Origin of the sequence: Microbacterium meiriae, from assembly GCF_025143875.1 — a bacterium.
Classification (GTDB): domain Bacteria; phylum Actinomycetota; class Actinomycetes; order Actinomycetales; family Microbacteriaceae; genus Microbacterium; species Microbacterium meiriae.
In genome coordinates, this window is sequence record NZ_JAMBDU010000033.1 from 17,940 (window position 1) to 37,010 (window position 19,071).

Here is a 19,071-nt window from a genome sequence, read left to right on the forward strand (position 1 = left end):
TCTCTTGCAAGACCCGCACGCAAACCCCTGAGGCCCAAGTGCCGAGGCTGGCTGACGCCGAGCGTCAGCCCGTGCGATCGTGCGCAGCACCCGTTGTGCGCGTTCACGCTCATTTCCCATGACCTATAAGGGAGTACTCGTGGAGAACCTCTCCGAGACCCAGAACGATCAGGCGGCTCCGACCGCCGACGCCCCCGTCGCCGCGCAGGCGACCGAGTCCGCTCCGGCCAAGAAGCGCGCGCCGCGCCGGGCGAGCACCGCGACGGCCGCTGCCAAGGCCGCCAAGGCGGAGGAGTCCGGCACCGCCGATGCTCCCGCCGCTGCCGGCGACTCCGCCGAGGGGGCAGAAGCCGCGCCCAAGGCGAAGGCTCCGCGCCGCACCCGCGCGAAGAAGGCGGACGCCGAGGCCCCCGCCGAGACCGCCGCCGCCGAGCCGGCGCCTGCTGCCGAGGCCGCCGAGGCACCGGCCGAGGCCCCGAAGTCCGGACGCGGCCGTCGCACGAAGAAGGCGGACGCCGAGGCCCCCGAGGCGAAGACCGAGAAGGCCGAGGCGGCACCGGCCGACGGCGCGACCGAGACGGCCGACGCGGGCACCGCCCAGGGCGGCCGCACCAAGAACGACGCGGCGAAGAACGAGCCGAAGAACGACGGCGCTGCCGCGAAGAACGAGGCCGAGGCGGACGCCCCCGCGAAGGACGCGTCCGGCGAGGGAGACAACGGCGACGAGCAGGGTGGTCGAGGCCGCAGCCGCAACCGCAACCGCAACCGCGGCCGCGGGCAGGGCGGCGGTCAGGAGCAGGCGCAGAACGCACCGGCCGACGACGACCAGTCCGGCAACGGCAACGGGCGCAACCGTCAGCGCAACAAGCGTCGCGGCGCCGGCCCTGTCGACGAGTTCGAGACCGAGATCACCGAGGACGACGTCCTCATCCCGATCGCCGGCATCCTCGACGTGCTCGACAACTACGCCTTCGTGCGCACCACCGGCTACCTCGCCGGGCCCAGCGACGTCTACGTCTCGCTCGGCCAGGTCAAGAAGTACAACCTCCGCAAGGGCGACGCGGTCGTCGGCTCCATCAAGCAGCCGCGCGAAGGCGAGCAGCAGGGCCGCCAGAAGTACAACGCCCTCGTCAAGGTCGACTCCATCAACGGCCTCTCGGTCGACGACGCGGCCACCCGCGTGGAGTTCGGCAAGCTCACGCCGCTCTACCCGCAGGAGCGTCTGCGCCTGGAGACGGCTCCGGAGAAGCTGACGCAGCGCATCATCGACCTCGTCGCACCGATCGGCAAGGGCCAGCGCGGCCTGATCGTCGCGCCCCCCAAGGCCGGCAAGACGATCGTCCTGCAGCAGATCGCCAACGCGATCGCGCAGAACAACCCCGAGGTGCACCTCATGGTCGTGCTCGTCGACGAGCGCCCGGAAGAGGTCACCGACATGGAGCGCACGGTGAAGGGCGAGGTCATCGCCTCCACCTTCGACCGGCCAGCCGAAGACCACACGACGGTCGCCGAGCTCGCGATCGAGCGCGCCAAGCGCCTCGTCGAGCTGGGCCGCGACGTGGTCGTGCTGCTCGACTCGATCACCCGCCTCGGACGCGCGTACAACCTGGCCGCTCCGGCGTCCGGCCGCGTCCTCACCGGTGGCGTCGACGCATCCGCACTCTACCCGCCGAAGCGCTTCTTCGGTGCCGCCCGCAACATCGAGAACGGCGGATCCCTCACGATCCTCGCCACCGCGCTCGTCGAGACCGGCTCCAAGATGGACGAGGTCATCTTCGAGGAGTTCAAGGGCACCGGCAACAGCGAGCTGCGCCTGTCCCGCCAGCTCGCCGACAAGCGCATCTTCCCGGCGGTGGACGTGAACGCGTCCAGCACCCGCCGCGAGGAGATGCTCCTCTCCGCCGACGAGGTCAAGATCACCTGGAAGCTGCGCCGCGCTCTCGCCGGCCTCGACCCGCAGCAGGCGCTGGAGGTCGTGCTCGGCAAGCTCAAGGAGACCCACTCCAACGTGGAGTTCCTCGTTCAGATGCAGAAGTCGATCCCGACGCTGCCCTCGGGCGCCCACGGGCACGACAACAACATCCGCTGAGGCCCGACGTGTTCGAGTCCGTCCAGACTCTGATCGACGAGCATCGCCGGGTCCAGGAGGAGCTCTCCGACCCGGCGGTGCACGCCGACGCGGCCCGCGCCAAGCGTGTCAACCGTCGGTACGCCGAGCTGTCGCGCATCGTCGCGGCGCACGAGGCGTGGACGGGCGCCGTCGATGATCTGGAGGCGGCGCGCGAGCTCGCCAGGGAGGACGAGGCGTTCGCCGCCGAGGTCCCCGCGCTGGAGGAGGGCGTGCAGACCGCGCAGGAGCGCCTCCGACGACTCCTCATCCCGCGCGACCCCGACGACGCCCGCGACGTGATCATGGAGATCAAGGCGGGGGAGGGCGGCGCCGAGTCGGCGTTGTTCGCGGCGGATCTGCTGCGCATGTACGTGCAGTACGCCGCGTCCAAGGGGTGGAAGACCGAGCTGCTCGAGCGCAACGAGTCCGACCTCGGCGGCTACAAGGACGTCCAGGTCGCCATCAAGGGCTCTTCGTCCGACCCTGCACAGGGCGTCTGGGCGCACCTGAAGTACGAGGGCGGCGTGCACCGCGTGCAGCGGGTGCCGGCCACGGAGTCGCAGGGACGCATCCACACGTCCACGACCGGCGTGCTCGTGTTCCCCGAGGTGGAAGAGCCCGAGGAGATCCAGATCGATCAGAACGATCTGAAGATCGACGTGTTCCGTTCCTCGGGCCCCGGCGGCCAGTCGGTGAACACCACCGACTCCGCGGTCCGGATCACCCACGTGCCGACCGGCATCGTCGTGTCGATGCAGAACGAGAAGTCGCAGTTGCAGAACCGTGAGGCCGCGATGCGCGTGCTGCGCGCCCGACTGCTCGCCAAGCAGCAGGAGGAGCTCGACGCGGCCGCCTCCGACGCGCGCAAGTCGCAGATCCGCGGCATGGACCGCTCGGAGCGCATCCGTACCTACAACTTCCCGGAGAACCGGATCGCGGATCACCGGACCGGGTTCAAGGCGTACAACCTCGATCAGGTCATGGACGGTGCGCTCGACCCCATCATCGAGAGCGCCATCGCCGCCGACGAAGAAGCACGCCTCGCCGCCGTGGGCTCCGAGGGCTGAGCGGCCGCCCACCGCGTCACGTGCGCGTCGCGTACCGGTGCTCGGGCCGTCCGGTCGATCCGTACCGCAGCCGCACCTCGACGATCGTCCGTGCGGCGAGTGCCGCGAGGTGCCGTTGCGCGGTGGCCCGTGAGATGCCGACCCGCTCGGCGACCTCCGCGGCCGAGGCCTCGCCGTCTCCGAGCGCTGCGAGCACGCGCTGCTCGGTGGCCGAGCGTGAAAGGGACACCGGCTCACCGCCGCCGTGCAGGATCGCGAGCGCCCGGTCCACGTCCTCCTGCGTGAGGGGCCGCTCACCCGCGAGCAGGTTGCGATAGCGCAGGTACCGGTCGAGGAGGCCGGTCAGTCCGCGACGGTCGAACGGTTTCACGAGATAGCCGATCGCGCCGGCCCGCAGGGCTCGTCGCACGGTGGGCGCGTCGTCCGCGGCGGAGATGAGGATCGCGTCCACCCGGACCTCACGGACGAGTCCGATGCCGTCGCCGTCGGGGAGGTAGACGTCGGCGAGCAGCAGGTCGGGGCGTGTCGAGCGCACGAGGTCGCGAGCCTCGCCACAGGAGCGCGCGGTACCGGTCACGGTGTATCCGGGATGGTCGTCCACGACCGCCCGGTGCAGGTCGGCCACCCGGAAGTCGTCGTCGAGGATGAGCGCACGCAGCGGTTCCGTCACAGGTCCTCCTTCGAGAGATGCGGAGTGGGGTCGACGGCATCTCCGATGCGGGCGGCGAACACCGCGCCGTGGTCGGTGCCGCCGGGGTCGATGATCCAGAGGTCGCCGCCGCTCCGGCGGGCGATCTCCGTGGCCAGGGGCAGGCCGATACCGTGCCCGTGCACGCGATCCTCGCTTCCCGCGTCGTCGGCGGGCGCTCGGAGGTCGGGCTCCCGGATACCGGCGCCGGAGTCGGAGACGGTGACGACGAGCGCGCCGCCGTCGCTCAGCGCGGAGACCTCGACCCACCGCGGGTCCCTCGTGCCCGCGACGGCGGCGGCGATCGCGTTGTCGACGAGATTGCCGAGCACGCTCGCCACGTCCTCCGCCCGACGCACGGTGCCGATCAGCTGCGTGTCCTCCGCGATCCGCAGGGCGACGCCCCGTTCGGCGGCCTCCACGCCCTTGGCTCCCAGGAATGCGTGCAGGAACGGATCGCCCACGAGGTCGAGGCCGGCGACGGGGAACGACACGGGACCGCGGCTCACCAGCTCGTCGAGGAAGGCGCGCGCGTCGGCGACACGGCCGGCGTCGATGAGGCCGGCAGCCACGTGCAGGCGGTTGGCGAACTCGTGGCGCTGGACCCGCAGTGCTGAGGTCATCGTGCGCACGGCCTCCAGCCGCTCGGTGAGGGCGATGAGGTCGGTGCGGTCGCGCACGATCAGCACGTCACCGAGTTCCTGCCCGTCGCGCCGCACCGCGCTCGACTCGAGATAGAGCATCCGGTCGCCGACGACCGCCTCCGCACGCTCGCGGGCTCCCGTGGCCGTGTCCCGTACGACCGGTGGCAGCGGGAGCTCGCCCACGCGGCGGCCGACCGGGTCGTGGAGCCCGAGGAGCCGATCCGCCGCGGCATTGCTCACCCGCACGACACCGTCCTGATCGACCGCGAGCACGCCGTCGCCGACACCGTTCAGCACCGCCGTCTGGTTCTGCACGAGGGCGACCAGCTCCTCGGGCTGCACGCCGAGGGTCAACCGCTCCCAGCGGCGGCGGAGGAGAAGGAAGGTCGCGAGCGCGAGCGCGAGCGCGCCGGCGGCCGTCAGCCCGATCGCGGCGAGCACGGGCGGGAGGTCGTCGAAGACCCCGGTGCGCTCGAACCCGACGCTGATCTCGCCGACCGGCGTGCCGGTATCGTCCCGCACCGGCACCTTCGCGCGTGCCGACTCGCCGAGCGTGCCGGTCTGCCAGTCGACCACCTCGTGGCCCGCCAGCACCTCGGCGAACGGGGTGCTCACCACTTCGCCGATCCGCGACGGCAGGGGGTGGGCGAGGCGGATGCCGTGGTCGTCCGTGATCACCACGAACAGAGCCCCGGTGCGCGCCATGACGGCGGCGGAGATCTGCTGCAGCTCCCCGTCGCGCAGCGCCGCCGCATCCGGCTCGTCGTCCGACGCGGAGATGGCGGTCACCGTCTCCCGCACCTGCGCGTCCTCCGCCAGGGTCCTGGCGATGCCGAGTGCCGTCGACTCCGCCTCGGCGCGCAGCTGCTGGACCGCGAGCGCGAGATACACGCCCGTGCACAGCGTCACGACGAGGGCGACGGCGGCGAGATGCAGCAACAGGGCGCGGGTCGCGAACCGGACCCGCTTCTCCGTGGACATCGTCACCTCGCTCCCGACGCGCAATATGCGCAGAAGTCACGGTACGCGCACAAGGCGCGGTTATGCGGCATACCGCGCTCCGCGTCCCCGGATTCCCTAGCCTCGTCAGGATCCGTCAGCGATGACGGAGCGACGACGAAGGAGTCACGCATGTTCCACGCATCGACCGCGCTGATCGCTGCCGCCGAGGAGGAGGCACCGACCTACGACGTGGCCTTCGTGCCGCCGGAGGGCGTGCTCGTCATCCTCGGCTTCACGATGGTCCTCGTGTTCATGACGCTGATCATGACCAAGCGCCTCACCCCGATGGTGGCCCTGATCCTGGTGCCGACCGCCTTCGGGCTCTTCGCGGGAGCGGGGCTCGGGCTCGGCGACATGATCCTCGACTCGATCGGCACCATGGCGCCCACGGCGGCGCTGCTGATGTTCGCGATCATGTTCTTCGGCATCATGATCGACGTCGGACTCTTCGACCCTCTCATCCGGCTGATCACGCGGGTGCTCGGTGACGACCCCGCAAAGGTGGTGCTCGGGACGGCGATCCTCGCGGGCGCGGTGTCCCTCGACGGCGACGGCTCGACGACGTTCATCATCACGACCTCCGCGATGCTGCCCATCTACCTGCGCCTCGGCATGAGCCCCGTCGTCCTCACCTGCGTCGCCGGACTCATGAACGGCACGCTCAACATCGTCCCGTGGGGCGGCCCGACCGTGCGCGCCGCGACCGCGCTCGGTGTGCAGCCGACGGAGATCTTCGTGCCGATGCTCCCCGCTCTGGGCGCAGGCATCGTCGTGACGCTCGGCTTCGCCTGGCTCCTCGGCCTGGGGGAGCGGCGGCGCCTGGGACGGATCGACGCGGACGGCCGGCTCACCGGAGCCGACGGCGGCGTCCTCTCCTCAGTGCCCCGGATCTTCCGCGGCGCCGAGCTCAAGCCGGGCGCGCGCGCCTCGCTGCGCACCGGCAATCTCGTCGTCGTCGCCGGCGGACACGCTCCGGTCGCCGCCGGGAGCGTCGACCCCGCGGACACGGCGATGGCCGACACCATGCTGGACCCGGCCCGGCCGACCCTGCGTCCGCGGCTGATCTGGTTCAACCTCCTCCTGACCGTCGCGGTCATGGTGCTCCTGGTGATCGACATCCTGCCGTTGCCCTACGTGTTCATGGTCGGCGCGGGCATCGCCCTCGTCGTCAACTTCCGCGGCATCAAGGAGCAGGCGGCCGAGATCGTCGCGCACGCCCCGAGCATCGTCGGCGTCGTGTCGATGGTCATCGCGGCCGGAGTCCTCGTGGGAGTCCTCTCCGGCACCGGCATGGTCGACGCCATGGCGACCTGGATCACGAACGTGCTTCCGCCCGCGCTCGGGCCCTTCCTCGCCCCGATCACGGGTGTGCTGTCGATCCCGTTCACCTTCTTCATGTCGAACGACGCCTTCTACTTCGGCATCCTCCCCGTGCTCGCACAGAGCGCCGCGAACTTCGGCATCGATCCGGTCGAGATGGCCAGGGCCTCGATCACCGGGCAGCCGGTGCACCTGCAGAGTCCGCTGGTCCCCGCGATCCTGCTGCTGGTCTCGCTCGCCGGGGTGAACCTCGGAGACCACCACCGGAAGGTGCTGTGGCGCGCGGCCATCGTGTCGCTCGTGATGCTGGGGATCGGCATCCTGGTCGGCGCCGTCCCGTTCTTCGTCGCGCAGTGACGAAGGTCACCGGCCGCGGGGCGAGCGTCAGATGGAGTAGTCCGGGGCGGTCAGCAGGGCCCTGGTGTCCTCTCCGGCGGTCCGCTGGCGCGGCTTCGCGGGAACGCCGACGAGCACGCTGTCGGCGGGTGCGTCCTTGGTGACCACGGCGTTGGCGCCCACGACGGAACGGGCTCCGACCGTGACGGCGCCGAGGATCTTCGCCCCTGCGCCCACGGCGACGCCGTCCTGCAGGGTGGGGTGCCGCTTGCCGACGTCCCGTGTCCGGCCCCCGAGCGTCACGCCGTGGTACATCAGCACGTCATCGCCGATCTCCGCTGTCTCGCCGATGACGACGCCCATGCCGTGGTCGATGAAGAAGCGCCGGCCGATCCGGGCTCCGGGGTGGATCTCGACGCCGGTCAGCCACCGGGAGATCTGCGACCCGGCGCGCGCGAGGAGCCGGAGGCGCCGCCGCCACAGCGCGTGCGAGACGCGGTGCGCCCAAATGGCGTGCAGGCCGGGGTAGAGCAGTGCCACCTCGATCGCCGTGCGCGCGGCCGGATCGCGAAGGCGCGCGGCGGCGATGTCCTCGCGCATTCGCCCGATCATGCGCATCGGCGACCTCAGTCCTCGCGCAGGTCCTCGAACAGGGCGGTGGAGAGGTACCGCTCGCCGGTGTCCGGGATGATCACGACGATGGTCTTGCCGGCGTTCTCCGGGCGCGCGGCGACGGTCAGGGCCGCCGACACGGCGGCACCGGACGACATGCCGACCAGCAGACCCTCCTTCGCCGCGAGCTCGCGGGCAACGCGCAGCGAGTCCTCGAACTCCGCCGTGATGATCTCGTCGAGCACCTCGCGGTCGAGCACGTCGGGCACGAAGTTCGGGCCGATGCCCTGGATCTTGTGCGGTCCGGGGTGCCCCTCGGTGAGGACGGGGGAGTCCTTCGGCTCGACGGCGATGACCTGGACCTCGGGTTTCGCCGCCTTCAGCGCCTGGCCTGTGCCGGTGACCGTCCCGCCCGTGCCGACGCCGGCGATGAAGATGTCGACCGCGCCGTCGGTGTCCCGGAGGATCTCCTGCGCCGTGGTCTCGCGGTGGATCTGCGGATTCGCCGCGTTCTCGAACTGGCGGATCCAGACCGCGCCAGGGGTCTCGTCGACGATGCGCTTGACCTCCTCGATCGCGCCCTTCATGCCCTTGGTGGGGTCGGTGAGGACGATCTCCGCGCCGAACGCCTTGAGCAGCACACGGCGCTCCTTCGACATCGAGGCGGGCATCGTGAGGATGACACGGTAGCCGCGGGCGGCGCCGACCATGGCGAGGGCGATGCCGGTGTTGCCGCTCGTGGACTCCACGATGGTGCCGCCGGGGGAGAGCTCACCCGCGGCCTCCGCCGCATTGATCATGGCGATGCCGATGCGGTCCTTCACGCTGGACGCAGGGTTGTAGTACTCGAGCTTGGCGAGCACGGTGGCGCCGAGGCCCTCGGTCACGCGGTTGAGGCGGACGAGCGGCGTGTTGCCGAAAGCGGTGGTGATGTCGGGGTGGATGCCGGACATGGGGGAGCCCTTCCTGTGCGGGTGCGCTGCCGATCCAGCCTAGGCGAGCCCGAGGGGGGACGGGGCATTGTGACGTGCGCGCACTCTACGCTGGAGCCATGCCCGACCTCTCCCTCGCTGCGGCCGTGCGCGCCGCGGCGCAGCGTCTCGCCGACGCCGGCGTGCCCGACCCCCTCGTCGACGCCGAGCTGCTCGCCGGACACGTCCGAGGACAGCGCCGCGGGGAGGTGCAGGCGGCCATCGTCCGGGGCGACAGGCTCGACGACGACGACGCGACCGCCTTGGACGCGCTCGTCGCCCGACGCGCAGGCCGTGAGCCCCTGCAGCATCTCACCGGCACCGCACCGTTCCGGCATCTGGAGCTCGCGGTGGGCCCTGGTGTCTTCGTCCCCCGGCCCGAGACGGAGACCGTGGCGCAGTATGCGATCGACGCCCTTCTGGGATCGGGCGATCCGTCCCCCATCGGCGTCGATCTCGGCACGGGCAGCGGGGCGATCGCGCTCGCGATGGCGACCGAGGTGCCGCACGCCCGGGTGTACGCCGCGGAGATCTCCCCGGAGGCCCATGTCTGGGCCCGTCGCAACGTCGAGGGTGTCGAGAACCTCACGCTCGTGCTGTCCGATCTCGCCGATGCCTTCCCCGAACTGGACGGCACAGCCGCGGTCGTCATCTCGAACCCTCCGTACGTCCCCGCTCAGGCGATCCCGCGCGACCCCGAGGTCCGGCTGTTCGACCCCGCCCTCGCGCTCTACGGCGGAGAGGACGGGCTGGACGTCGTCCGTGTGCTCAGCACCAGGGCTCTGCGTCTGCTGCGGCCGGGGGGCACGCTGGTGATCGAGCACGGAGAACTGCAGGGCTCCCCGATCCGCGAGCTGCTCGCGGCTGACGGATGGCGGGCCGCAGCCACCCATCGCGATCTGACGCTGCGCGACCGCGCCACCACCGCCGTCCGCCCCTGATCAGCAGACGTCGAGCTCGTCCCGAACCCGCGCCGCGTAGAATCGAACCGTCATGTCCCCCATCTTCGACTGCAGCGACGAGGCGCAGCTGCTCGCCGGGATGCGCAATGCGCGCCAGGCGATCGGCCGCGGCGACCTCATCGTCATCCCCACCGACACCGTCTACGGCGTCGCCGCCGACGCCTTCTCGCCGCCTGCGGTGCAGCGCCTCCTGGACGCCAAGGGTCGCGGCCGCAATCAGCCGCCGCCCGTGCTCGTCGGCACGAAGGAGACGCTGCCGGCCCTCGCGGAGGCTGTTCCGGAGCCCGTCCAGCGTCTCGTCGACGCGTTCTGGCCCGGGGGGCTCACGATCGTGCTGCCGGCGCAGCCCTCGCTGGTGTGGGATCTGGGGGAGACCAAGGGCACGGTCGCCGTCCGCATGCCCGAGGGGCGGGTGGTGCTCGAGCTGCTGGCCGAGACCGGACCGCTCGCGGTGTCCAGTGCCAACCTCACCGGCAAGGCGGCAGCGATCTCCGCGCTCGACGCGGAGAAGATGCTGGGCGACAGCGTCGCGGTGTATCTGGACGACGGCATGAGCAAGGACGGCGTCGCGTCCACGATCATCGATGCGACCTCGCTCGTCCGCCGCGCGGGTGACGCCGAGCAGGGCGTCGTCCGGATCCTGCGGGACGGCGTCGTGACCAGGGAGCAGCTGCGCGAGGTCCTGGGCGACCTGCTCGAGCCGGACCCGCAGGACGAGGATTCGTGAAGCAGTACCTCTTCACGATCATCGTCACCGCCGCGATCACCTTCGTGCTGACCTGGGCGGTGTGGCGGCTGAGCCTCCGCTTCAAGCTGTATCCCGGCATCCGCGAACGCGACGTGCACACCACCCCCACGCCCCGACTCGGCGGCGTCGCGATTTTCCTCGGCATCGTCGCCGCCTTCGCGGTCTCGGCCGCCAACCCGTTCTTCCAGAGCATCTGGACGCCGCCGCAGACCATGTGGTCGATCCTCGCGGCCGCCCTGCTCATCGCCGTGATCGGGGTCATGGACGACCTCTGGGACATCGACTGGATGATCAAGCTGGGAGCGCAGTTCCTCGCCGCCGGCATCATCACGGTGGGCGGCGGCCTGCAGATCCTCTCCCTGCCGTTCGGCGACCTGATCGTCGTGTCGAGCTGGCTGAGCATCACGATCACCATGTTCGCGATCGTGATCGTCATGAACGCCGTGAACTTCATCGACGGTCTCGACGGTCTCGTCGCCGGCGTCTGCCTGATCTCGAACGGCGTCTTCTTCGCGTACTCGTACATCTTCACGCGGGACTCCGGGGCGTCGAGCTACTTCAACCTCTCCACGTTCCTCGCCGCGGTCCTCATCGGCGCCTGCCTCGGTTTCCTCCCGCTGAACTGGAGCCCGGCGAAGCTGTTCATGGGTGACTCCGGTGCTCTCGTGATCGGTCTGCTCATGGCGACCTCGGCCATCGCGATCACCGGGCAGATGGATCCGTCCGCCCTGGACCCGGAGCGCCTGGGGCGTTCGCAGCTGGTCGGCGCCTTCCTGCCGATCCTGCTCCCGTTGCTGGTCGTGCTCCTCCCGCTGCTGGACTTCGGCCTCGCCGTGCTGCGTCGGATGAGCGCGGGGCGATCGCCGTTCTCGCCGGACCGCAAGCACCTGCATCACCGGATGCTCGACCTCGGCCATCGCGACCGCGATGCGGTCCTGATCTTCTACGCCTGGACGGCCGTCATCTCCCTCGCCGTCCTCCTGATGTACGTCGGCGCCCGAGAGGACTGGCCCGGCCAGTACCTTCCGGGTGTCGCGTTCGGGGTCGTCGGCATCGCCGCATGCCTCGTCATCACCCTGAGTCCCACCCGCCGACGCAAGACCGCCGCGGGCGTCGCGCCCGACCCGATCCCCCTGGAGCCCCGATGAGTCCGAGCCCCGTTTCCAGCACCCCGATCCTGCGTCGCACCCTCGTCTGGTCGGCGGTGGCCACCGTCGTGCTGGCGCTCGTCGCCGGCGGGATCGGCTTCGCCGTCGCGCAGGGGGAGGGGCTGGTCAGCGGTCTCCTCGGTGTCCTCCTCGCCGCGCTGTTCCTCGGGATCACGGGGCTGAGCATCCTCATCGCCAACCGGTGGTACGGCGATCCGCTGTACGTGCAGCTCTTCTTCGCGATCGTGCTGGGCGGGTGGCTGCTGAAGCTCGGGGTCTTCGTCGTCGTGATGATCCTGCTCGCCGGACAGCCGTGGATCGAGCCGATGGTGTTCTTCCTGTCGATCGTCGCGGGGGTGCTCATGTCCCTCATCATCGACGTCGTCGTTCTCACCCAGATGCGGCTGCCGAACGTCAGCGACACCACGCTGCCCACCGAGGTGCCGGAGGACCGCGCCCCCGGAGCGGTGAACGATGCCTCCGACGGCCCTGCGGACGCGGCCCCGCGGTCTTAGGGCACCCTTGGATTCTGATAGTGTTGAGGAGTGCCCGCCGCTCGCCCGCGAGCGCTTGCGCTGTGTAGCACACCGACCATCGTCGCCCCGGTTCTGACCGGTGCCCCGAAGCTGGAGCCCGCGCTGTTTAATCTTGCTGCGACCCTGACCCCCCGACTCGCGTCCTCTGATGGCGAGTTCCACGGCCCTTCGATCGATGAGTTCTTCCCGGAGATCCTCTTCCACGTCGGACCCATCCCGGTCAACCGGATCCACCTGATCCAGTTGCTCTCGGTGATCGCCGTCGTCCTGATCCTCTGGCTCGGCACCCGCCGCATGAAGGTCGTGCCCGGCCGGTTCCAGAGCCTCGTCGAGATGGGCCTCGGCTTCGTCCGCGGCGGCATCGCGCACGACCTGCTCGGCCGCAAGGACGGCGACCGCTTCCTGCCGATCCTCACCACGATCTTCTTCATGGTGCTGTTCATGAACGTGACGGGAATCATCCCGTTCCTGAACATGCCGGGAACGGCGATCATCGCGGTGCCGCTCACGCTCGCCGTGGTCAGCTACGTCACGTTCATCTACGCCGGCATCAAGAAGAGCCCGAAGAACTTCTTCAAGAACGCGCTCTTCCCGTCCGGCGTGCCGTGGCCGGTCTACTTCATCGTCACGCCGATCGAGCTCATCTCGACGTTCATCATCCGCCCGGTGACCCTCACCCTGCGACTGCTGATGAACCTCGTCGTCGGCCACATGATCCTGGTCCTCTGCTTCGCGGCGACCCAGTTCTTCTTCTTCACCGCGGGCGGCGGCTGGGCTGCCCTCGGTATCGGAACCCTCGCCTTCGGCGGCGCCTTCACTCTCTTCGAGATCCTGGTCGCCGTCCTGCAGGCCTACGTCTTCACCGTCCTCACCGCGGTCTACATCCAGCTCGCGGTCGCAGAAGAGCACTGAGCGGGCGGGCAACAGCCCTCCCACCCAACGAAAGGAAAAACCCGTGGACGCAACTACGGTTCTCGCTGAAATCAACGGCCACCTCGCGGCGGTCGGCTACGGCCTCGCGGCCATCGGCCCGGCCATCGGTGTGGGCATCGTGGTCGGCAAGACCATCGAGGGCGTCGCCCGTCAGCCCGAGCTGGCCGGTCGCCTGCAGGTCCTCATGTGGATCGGTATCGCCTTCACCGAGGCGCTTGCGTTCGTCGGCATCGCCGTCGGATTCATCCCCTTCCCGTAATCCCCACCGACTTCTGAAGGAGACAGGATGCTGAACGCTCTTGTCACGAACCTCGCGGCTGAGGGTGAGGCGGCGAACAACCCGCTGATCCCCGCGTGGTACGACATCATCTGGTCGGGCTTCTGGTTCCTCATCATCCTCGCCGTCGTCTGGAAGGTCGCCCTTCCTCGTCTGACGAAGATGCTCGACGAGCGGTCCGCCGCCATCGAGGGCAACATCGCCAAGGCCGATGAGGCGCAGAAGCAGGCGGAAGCGGCTCTCGAGGAGTACACCCGACAGCTGGCCGAGGCACGCACCGAGGCCGGTGAGATCCGTGAGGCCGCCCGTGAGGACGGCAAGAAGATCATCGCCGAGGCGAAGGAGACCGCAGCCAGCGAGGCCGCGCGTCTGACCGCCACCGCGCACACGCAGATCGAGGCAGAGCGCCAGACGGCTCTCGTCTCCCTGCGCAGCGAGGTCGGCTCGCTCGCTCTGGACCTCGCCGGCGGCGTGGTCGGCGAGACGCTCTCCGACGACGCCCGCGCGGCCGCCGTGGTCGACCGCTTCCTCGCCGATCTCGAAGCATCCGACCTTCGACAGGCTCAGGTCCCGGGCGGGCAGTCGTAATGGGCAGCGCGACCGCTCAGGCACTCGCGGCATCCACTCAGACGCTTGCCGCAGCGAAGGACGTCACCCTCGAGTCCGCGCGCGAGCTGTTCGCGGCCGCGCGGGCCGTGGGCGAATCGTCTCAGCTGAGCGGCGCGCTGGCTGACCCCTCGGCTCCGACCTCGGCGCGACAGAACGTCGTGTCCGCGGTGTTCGGGCAGCACGGCCCCGCGGCGCAGGATGTCCTGCGCACCGCTGTCGCCGAACGCTGGTCGAACGCCTCCGAGCTGATCGACGGTCTCGAGGAGCTCGCGATCCGGGCGGCGACCATCGCCGAGCCCGGCGCGGACATCGAGGGCGAGCTCTTCGGCTTCTCGCGGGTGATCGCGGCGAACCCGGAGCTCGAGCTCGCGCTCGGCAGCCGGCTCGGGGGAGAGGACGCCAAGGCCGCCCTGGTCGAGCGTCTCCTCGTCGATGCCTCCGCCAGCGCTCCGACGGCCCTCATCGTCACGTCCCTCGTGCGTCAGCCGCGCGAGCGCCGGGTGCGGCAGCTGCTGAGCCGGGCGATGCGTATCGTCTCGAACCAGCGCGGTCGCCTCGTGGCCACGGTGCACACGGCGACCGAGCTCAGCGACGCGCAGCGCACGCGACTCGGCCAGACGCTCTCGCAGCGATACGGCGGCCAGGTGTCCCTCAACGTCGTCATCGACCCCAGCGTCGTCGGAGGCCTGCGCGTGCAGATCGCCGATGACGTCATCGACGGCAGCATCTCCGCACGACTCGCCGACCTTCGCCAGAAGCTCGCGGGCTAACACGACTTCGCGCGGGGAACCGCGCACCCAGATACAAAGGGAAGACAATGGCAGAACTATCGATCAGCCCCGACGTCATCCGTGACGCGCTGAAGGATTTCGCCGCCGCGTACGAGCCCACCGGGGCCGCGGCGACCGAGGTCGGCACCGTCATCGATGCCGCCGACGGCATCGCTCACGTCGAGGGACTTCCCGGCGTGATGGCGAACGAGCTCGTGACCTTCGCCGACGGCACCAAGGGTCTCGCGCTGAACCTCGACGAGCACGAGATCGGTGTCGTCGTCCTCGGCGACTTCACCGGCATCGAGGCCGGTCAGGAAGTCACCCGCACGGGTGAGGTCCTCTCCGTCCCGGTCGGTGACGGCTACCTCGGCCGTGTCGTCGACCCGCTCGGCAACCCGATCGACGGCCTCGGCGCGATCGCGACCGAGGGTGTCCGCGAGCTCGAGCTCCAGGCCCCCGGCGTCATGCAGCGCAAGTCGGTGCACGAGCCCATGCAGACCGGCATCAAGGCCATCGACGCGATGATCCCGGTCGGCCGCGGCCAGCGCCAGCTCATCATCGGCGACCGCCAGACCGGCAAGACGGCCATCGCGATCGACACGATCATCAACCAGAAGGCCAACTGGGAGTCCGGCGACGTCAACAAGCAGGTCCGCTGCATCTACGTCGCCATCGGTCAGAAGGGCTCGACCATCGCTTCGGTGAAGGGCGCGCTCGAGGAGGCCGGCGCTCTGGAGTACACCACCATCGTGGCGGCTCCGGCGTCCGACCCCGCCGGCTTCAAGTACCTCGCTCCGTACACCGGTTCGGCCATCGGCCAGCACTGGATGTACGGCGGCAAGCACGTCCTCATCATCTTCGACGACCTGTCGAAGCAGGCCGAGGCCTACCGTGCCGTCTCCCTGCTGCTGCGCCGCCCGCCGGGCCGCGAGGCCTACCCTGGCGACGTCTTCTACCTGCACTCCCGTCTGCTCGAGCGGTGCGCGAAGCTGTCCGACGAGCTCGGTGCGGGTTCGATGACCGGTCTTCCGATCATCGAGACCAAGGCGAACGACGTCTCGGCGTACATCCCGACCAACGTGATCTCGATCACCGACGGCCAGATCTTCCTGCAGTCCGACCTCTTCAACGCCAACCAGCGTCCTGCGGTCGACGTGGGTATCTCGGTGTCGCGTGTCGGTGGTGACGCTCAGGTGAAGTCGATCAAGAAGGTCTCCGGAACGTTGAAGCTGGAGCTGGCGCAGTACCGCTCGCTCGAGGCGTTCGCGATGTTCGCCTCGGACCTCGACGCCGCTTCGCGTCGTCAGCTCTCGCGCGGTGCCCGTCTGACCGAGCTGCTCAAGCAGCCGCAGTACTCGCCGTACCCGGTGGAGGAGCAGGTCGTCTCGATCTGGGCCGGCACCAACGGCAAGCTCGACTCGATCGAGGTCGAGGACGTGCTGCGTTTCGAGCGCGAGCTGCTCGACTACCTGCGTCGCAACACGAAGGTGCTCGACACCCTGCGGGAGACCAACGTGCTGGACGACGCCACCGTCGCCGAGCTCGACAAGCAGACCGACAACTTCCTCCTGGAGTTCCAGGGCGGCAAGGGCCACGCCATCGGCGCCCCTGGCCACGAGGAGCACGCTGCGGCCGAGGCCGAGGACGTCAACCAGGAGAAGATCGTCAAGGGTCGTCGCGCGTAACCGCGTGAGGTACTGATTCATGGGCGCTCAACTCAGGGTCTACAAGCAGAAGATCTCTTCTGCTCAGACGACCAAGAAGATCACGAAGGCGATGGAACTCATCGCGGCTTCGCGCATCCAGAAGGCGATGGCACGCGTCAAGGCGTCCACCCCCTTCGCGCGGGCCGTGACGAGGGCCGTGTCCGCCGTCGCGACGCACTCGAACGTCGACCACCCGCTCACCCGCGAGCCCGAGACGATCCGCCGCTCCGCGGTCGTGATCTTCTCGTCGGACCGCGGTCTCGCCGGAGCCTTCAACTCGCAGATCCTCCGTGAGGGTCTCGAGGTGGCGGAGCTCCTGCGCGAGCAGGGCAAGGAGCCGGTGTTCTACCTCGTGGGCCGCAAGGCCGTCGGGTACTTCCAGTTCCGTCGCATCGCGGCCGCTGCAGAGTGGACCGGCGACACCGACACCCCCTCGTTCCACACGGCGGAGGAGATCTCGCAGACGCTTCTCGAGGCCTTCAACCGTGGCGGCGAGGACGGCGGCGTCGACGAGATCCACCTCGTGTACAACCGCTTCGTCAGCATGATGACGCAGTCGCCGGAGTCCGTGCGCCTGCTGCCGCTGGAGATCGCGGAGGCCGACGACTCGGAGGCGGGCAGCACCGTCTACCCGCTGTACGAGTTCGAGCCCGACGCCGAGACGGTGCTCGACGCGATCCTGCCGGTGTACATCCAGAGCCGCGTCTTCAACGCCCTCCTGCAGTCGTCCGCCGCCAAGCAGGCCGCGACGCAGAAGGCGATGAAGTCGGCCAGCGACAACGCCGACAAGCTCATCACCGACTACACCCGCCTGCGCAACAACGCGCGTCAGGCCGAGATCACCCAGCAGATCGCCGAGATCGTCGGTGGCGCCGACGCTCTCGCATCGAGCTGACAGACCCTCAGGAAAGAGACGAAGAAATGACCACCACCGCCACGGCTGAGCAGCCGGCGACCGCGGTCGTCGGGCGCGTCGCCCGCGTCAACGGTCCGGTTGTCGACATCGAGTTCCCGCACGACTCGATCCCCGACATCTACAACGCCCTGAAGACCACCATCGTGATGGGCGAGGAGTCCACCGAGATCACGCTCGAGGTCGCGCAGCACCTCGGCGACGACCTGGTCCGCGCCATCGCCCTGAAGCCGACCGACGGCATCGTCCGCGGTCAGGAGGTGCGCGACACCGGTGAGGCCATCTCGGTCCCCGTCGGCGACGTGACCAAGGGCAAGGTCTTCAACGTGATCGGCGAGGTGCTGAACCTCGAACCCGGCGAGACCATCGAGGTCACCGAGCGCTGGCCCATCCACCGCAAGGCCCCGAACTTCGACCAGCTCGAGTCGAAGACGCAGATGTTCGAGACGGGCATCAAGTCGATCGACCTCCTCACCCCGTACGTGCTGGGTGGCAAGATCGGTCTCTTCGGTGGTGCCGGTGTCGGCAAGACCGTCCTCATCCAGGAGATGATCCAGCGCGTCGCGCAGGACCACGGTGGTGTGTCGGTGTTCGCCGGTGTCGGTGAGCGCACCCGTGAGGGCAACGACCTCATCCACGAGATGGAGGAGGCGGGCGTCTTCGACAAGACCGCCCTCGTCTTCGGCCAGATGGACGAGCCGCCGGGGACGCGTCTGCGCGTCGCCCTGTCGGCTCTGACGATGGCGGAGTACTTCCGTGACGTGCAGAAGCAGGACGTGCTGCTCTTCATCGACAACATCTTCCGCTTCACGCAGGCCGGTTCCGAGGTCTCCACGCTGCTGGGCCGCATGCCCTCCGCCGTGGGTTACCAGCCGAACCTCGCCGACGAGATGGGCCTCCTGCAGGAGCGCATCACCTCGACGCGCGGTCACTCGATCACCTCGCTGCAGGCGATCTACGTGCCAGCCGACGACTACACCGACCCGGCCCCGGCCACGACCTTCGCGCACCTCGACGCGACGACCGAGCTCTCCCGTGAGATCGCGTCGAAGGGTCTGTACCCGGCCATCGACCCGCTGACCTCGACGTCGCGCATCATGGACCCCCGCTACTTGGGCGAGGACCACTACCGCGTGGCCACGACGGTGAAGCAGATCCTCCAGAAGAACAAGGAGCTGCAGGAGATCATCGCGATCCTCGGTGTCGACGAGCTCTCCGAGGAAGACAAGATCGTCGTGTCGCGTGCACGTCGCATCCAGCAGTTCCTCTCGCAGAACACCTACATGGCGAAGAAGTTCACGGGCGTCGAGGGCTCGACCGTGCCGCTGAAGGAGACCATCGAGTCGTTCGATGCGATCACCCGGGGTGACTTCGACCACGTCGCCGAGCAGGCCTTCTTCAACGTCGGTGGCATCTCCGACGTGGAGGAGCGCTGGGCGCAGATCCAGAAGGAGAACGCCTGACCATGGCGCTGCATGTCAGCCTCGTCTCCGCCGACGCGGAGGTCTGGACGGGAGAGGCGAGCCTCGTCGTCGCCAAGACCGTCGAGGGCGAGATCGGCTTCATGTCCGGTCACGAGCCGGTGCTGGCCATCCTCGCCGAGGGTCAGGTCCGGATCACCCAGACGGATGGCGCCAAGGTGCTGGCGAACGCGCAGGACGGCTTCCTCTCCATGGAGGGCGACGTCCTGACGATCGTGGCCGGCAACGCGGCACT

Annotated in this window: 19 protein-coding genes; 15 read left to right on the forward strand and 4 right to left on the reverse strand. The window is 69.3% G+C overall.

Annotated elements, in window-relative coordinates; translation table 11 throughout:
* Window positions 1-139 precede the first annotated feature (139 nt).
* Complete coding sequence (gene rho, locus M4D53_RS15840) at window positions 140-2,089, forward strand: transcription termination factor Rho (protein WP_363332875.1); 1,950 nt, start codon at window positions 140-142, stop codon at window positions 2,087-2,089.
* Window positions 2,090-2,097: 8 nt separating this feature from the next.
* Window positions 2,098-3,177, forward strand: a complete 1,080-nt coding sequence (gene prfA / locus M4D53_RS15845) for a peptide chain release factor 1 (protein ID WP_259954983.1) — start codon at window positions 2,098-2,100, stop codon at window positions 3,175-3,177.
* A gap of 16 nt (window positions 3,178-3,193) precedes the next feature.
* On the opposite strand, the gene M4D53_RS15850 is transcribed toward prfA, so the two are convergent.
* Entirely contained in the window at window positions 3,194-3,847 is a 654-nt protein-coding gene (locus M4D53_RS15850; protein ID WP_259954985.1) for a response regulator, read from the reverse strand.
* Complete coding sequence (locus M4D53_RS15855; RefSeq protein WP_259954987.1) at window positions 3,844-5,490, reverse strand: sensor histidine kinase; 1,647 nt, start codon at window positions 5,488-5,490, stop codon at window positions 3,844-3,846. The genes M4D53_RS15850 and M4D53_RS15855 overlap by 4 nt, the downstream gene beginning before the upstream one ends.
* A 150-nt stretch (window positions 5,491-5,640) precedes the next feature.
* Between M4D53_RS15855 and M4D53_RS15860 the strand changes: the two genes are divergently transcribed.
* Window positions 5,641-7,188 (forward strand): CitMHS family transporter, encoded by a 1,548-nt coding sequence (locus M4D53_RS15860; RefSeq protein WP_259954989.1) that lies wholly within the window; start codon window positions 5,641-5,643, stop codon window positions 7,186-7,188.
* A 27-nt stretch (window positions 7,189-7,215) separates the two neighbouring features.
* Here the strand turns inward: M4D53_RS15860 and epsC are convergent, their stop codons facing one another.
* On the reverse strand, window positions 7,216-7,785 hold the full coding sequence (gene epsC / locus M4D53_RS15865; RefSeq protein WP_259954990.1) for a serine O-acetyltransferase EpsC: 570 nt from the start codon (window positions 7,783-7,785) through the stop codon (window positions 7,216-7,218).
* Window positions 7,786-7,793: 8 nt separating this feature from the next.
* On the reverse strand, window positions 7,794-8,732 hold the full coding sequence (cysK, locus tag M4D53_RS15870) for a cysteine synthase A (RefSeq protein WP_259954991.1): 939 nt from the start codon (window positions 8,730-8,732) through the stop codon (window positions 7,794-7,796).
* A gap of 98 nt (window positions 8,733-8,830) precedes the next feature.
* On the opposite strand from cysK, the gene prmC reads away from it, so the two are divergent.
* The 12 genes from prmC to M4D53_RS15930 form a co-directional block, all read left to right on the forward strand.
* A complete protein-coding gene (prmC, locus tag M4D53_RS15875) occupies window positions 8,831-9,691 on the forward strand; it encodes a peptide chain release factor N(5)-glutamine methyltransferase (RefSeq protein WP_187663816.1) in 861 nt (286 codons plus the stop codon).
* Window positions 9,692-9,743: 52 nt separating this feature from the next.
* On the forward strand, window positions 9,744-10,439 hold the full coding sequence (locus tag M4D53_RS15880; protein ID WP_259954992.1) for an L-threonylcarbamoyladenylate synthase: 696 nt from the start codon (window positions 9,744-9,746) through the stop codon (window positions 10,437-10,439).
* On the forward strand, window positions 10,436-11,608 hold the full coding sequence (locus M4D53_RS15885) for an MraY family glycosyltransferase (RefSeq protein WP_187663818.1): 1,173 nt from the start codon (window positions 10,436-10,438) through the stop codon (window positions 11,606-11,608). The genes M4D53_RS15880 and M4D53_RS15885 overlap by 4 nt, the downstream gene beginning before the upstream one ends.
* Complete coding sequence (locus M4D53_RS15890) at window positions 11,605-12,123, forward strand: Cg1360 family ATP-synthase-associated protein (RefSeq protein WP_187663819.1); 519 nt, start codon at window positions 11,605-11,607, stop codon at window positions 12,121-12,123. Before M4D53_RS15885 ends, M4D53_RS15890 begins: the two co-directional genes overlap by 4 nt.
* A gap of 111 nt (window positions 12,124-12,234) precedes the next feature.
* Complete coding sequence (atpB, locus tag M4D53_RS15895) at window positions 12,235-13,056, forward strand: F0F1 ATP synthase subunit A (protein WP_136035259.1); 822 nt, start codon at window positions 12,235-12,237, stop codon at window positions 13,054-13,056.
* 43 nt (window positions 13,057-13,099) lie between these two features.
* Window positions 13,100-13,336, forward strand: a complete 237-nt coding sequence (gene atpE, locus M4D53_RS15900; protein ID WP_025103147.1) for an ATP synthase F0 subunit C — start codon at window positions 13,100-13,102, stop codon at window positions 13,334-13,336.
* 27 nt (window positions 13,337-13,363) lie between these two features.
* Window positions 13,364-13,942 carry a F0F1 ATP synthase subunit B gene (locus M4D53_RS15905; RefSeq protein WP_060922506.1) on the forward strand — a complete coding sequence of 193 codons (579 nt, stop codon included), beginning with the start codon at window positions 13,364-13,366 and terminating at the stop codon, window positions 13,940-13,942.
* Window positions 13,942-14,733, forward strand: coding sequence for a F0F1 ATP synthase subunit delta (locus tag M4D53_RS15910; RefSeq protein ID WP_259954993.1), 792 nt, complete (start codon window positions 13,942-13,944; stop codon window positions 14,731-14,733). Before M4D53_RS15905 ends, M4D53_RS15910 begins: the two co-directional genes overlap by 1 nt.
* A gap of 47 nt (window positions 14,734-14,780) precedes the next feature.
* A complete protein-coding gene (gene atpA / locus M4D53_RS15915; RefSeq protein WP_062634989.1) occupies window positions 14,781-16,421 on the forward strand; it encodes a F0F1 ATP synthase subunit alpha in 1,641 nt (546 codons plus the stop codon).
* Window positions 16,422-16,440: 19 nt separating this feature from the next.
* Entirely contained in the window at window positions 16,441-17,337 is an 897-nt protein-coding gene (locus M4D53_RS15920; RefSeq protein ID WP_187663821.1) for a F0F1 ATP synthase subunit gamma, read from the forward strand.
* 26 nt (window positions 17,338-17,363) lie between these two features.
* A complete protein-coding gene (gene atpD, locus M4D53_RS15925) occupies window positions 17,364-18,818 on the forward strand; it encodes a F0F1 ATP synthase subunit beta (RefSeq protein ID WP_187663822.1) in 1,455 nt (484 codons plus the stop codon).
* Window positions 18,819-18,820: 2 nt separating this feature from the next.
* On the forward strand, window positions 18,821-19,071 hold a 251-nt coding region (locus M4D53_RS15930), incomplete at its 3' end, for a F0F1 ATP synthase subunit epsilon (protein WP_259954995.1).

Bases quoted from the DNA above. Each gene is read 5' to 3' on its own strand.
- M4D53_RS15855 (WP_259954987.1), bottom strand. From the start codon at position 5,490: ATGTCCACGGAGAAGCGGGTCCGGTTCGCGACCCGCGCCCTGTTGCTG.
- M4D53_RS15860 (WP_259954989.1), top strand. From the start codon at position 5,641: ATGTTCCACGCATCGACCGCGCTGATCGCTGCCGCCGAGGAGGAGGCA.
- epsC (WP_259954990.1), bottom strand. From the start codon at position 7,785: ATGCGCATGATCGGGCGAATGCGCGAGGACATCGCCGCCGCGCGCCTT.
- cysK (WP_259954991.1), bottom strand. From the start codon at position 8,732: ATGTCCGGCATCCACCCCGACATCACCACCGCTTTCGGCAACACGCCG.
- prmC (WP_187663816.1), top strand. From the start codon at position 8,831: ATGCCCGACCTCTCCCTCGCTGCGGCCGTGCGCGCCGCGGCGCAGCGT.
- M4D53_RS15880 (WP_259954992.1), top strand. From the start codon at position 9,744: ATGTCCCCCATCTTCGACTGCAGCGACGAGGCGCAGCTGCTCGCCGGG.
- M4D53_RS15890 (WP_187663819.1), top strand. From the start codon at position 11,605: ATGAGTCCGAGCCCCGTTTCCAGCACCCCGATCCTGCGTCGCACCCTC.
- M4D53_RS15905 (WP_060922506.1), top strand. From the start codon at position 13,364: ATGCTGAACGCTCTTGTCACGAACCTCGCGGCTGAGGGTGAGGCGGCG.
- M4D53_RS15910 (WP_259954993.1), top strand. From the start codon at position 13,942: ATGGGCAGCGCGACCGCTCAGGCACTCGCGGCATCCACTCAGACGCTT.
- atpA (WP_062634989.1), top strand. From the start codon at position 14,781: ATGGCAGAACTATCGATCAGCCCCGACGTCATCCGTGACGCGCTGAAG.
- M4D53_RS15920 (WP_187663821.1), top strand. From the start codon at position 16,441: ATGGGCGCTCAACTCAGGGTCTACAAGCAGAAGATCTCTTCTGCTCAG.
- atpD (WP_187663822.1), top strand. From the start codon at position 17,364: ATGACCACCACCGCCACGGCTGAGCAGCCGGCGACCGCGGTCGTCGGG.